This window comes from Bartonella sp. MU70NMGDW (genome assembly GCF_042194085.1).
Classification (GTDB): Bacteria; Pseudomonadota; Alphaproteobacteria; order Rhizobiales; family Rhizobiaceae; genus Bartonella; species Bartonella grahamii.
In genome coordinates this window covers 1-624 of the sequence record NZ_JBHIMK010000553.1, presented here as the reverse complement: position 1 = coordinate 624, position 624 = coordinate 1, and the positions used below count along the sequence as shown (strand labels likewise).

The following is a 624-nucleotide window of genomic DNA, read 5'->3' as shown; positions in this document are numbered from 1 at the left end:
TCAGCAAATTTCACTACTTTGCTGTTTTTTCGGATCCTTTTAAATACGATTTCATGACTGATGCTCCCGAAAAAAGCTCTATTTCTGATCCATAAGTGTCTTTAAGCGTAGATCGCTGTTGGGGGTATGCTAAATCTTTCTGAAAGGTTGTTTGCGAAATTGTTTGATGATGATTTATAGCATGCGGTTGCATATAGTTTTTCCGTTTCTAATTTTTTGTGTTTCTTAATTACCAATCCATATTCTGGATGCGTAATCCAATTATCCCAAGCGCTTTGCCAATCGCGTTCATTTGCATTTCGACATGGATTGGTTTTTGAAAAGCGTACAAATTTTTCAAATTCTGATAAGGCTTCATCATGCGTTAATCCTTGTTCAGTTGCGTATTGAAAATCGGGTTTGAAATCTTCTAGTATTCTTTCAACTTCTTGTTTTTCGCTTGTTTTCTTAGTTTCTTCAAAAAAGTTTGCTTTCTCTGGAAAATAAGCAGGCATCATCGTGTCAAAGATTTCTGAAAGTTTTTTTCCAACCTTTTTAACTTTTCGTGAAGGCAATTTCGCAATCATCGCTTCGTTAATTTGCCATCGGTTGTTAACTTCGTTTGAAAGATTGATATTTTGCTCG

General features: G+C 35.3%; 1 pseudogene. It reads right to left on the bottom strand.

Annotated features, from left to right (window positions below):
• Positions 1-101: 101 nt before the first annotated feature.
• Positions 102-624 (bottom strand): annotated as a pseudogene (locus tag ACFIKE_RS12110) (hypothetical protein); the annotation flags it as partial.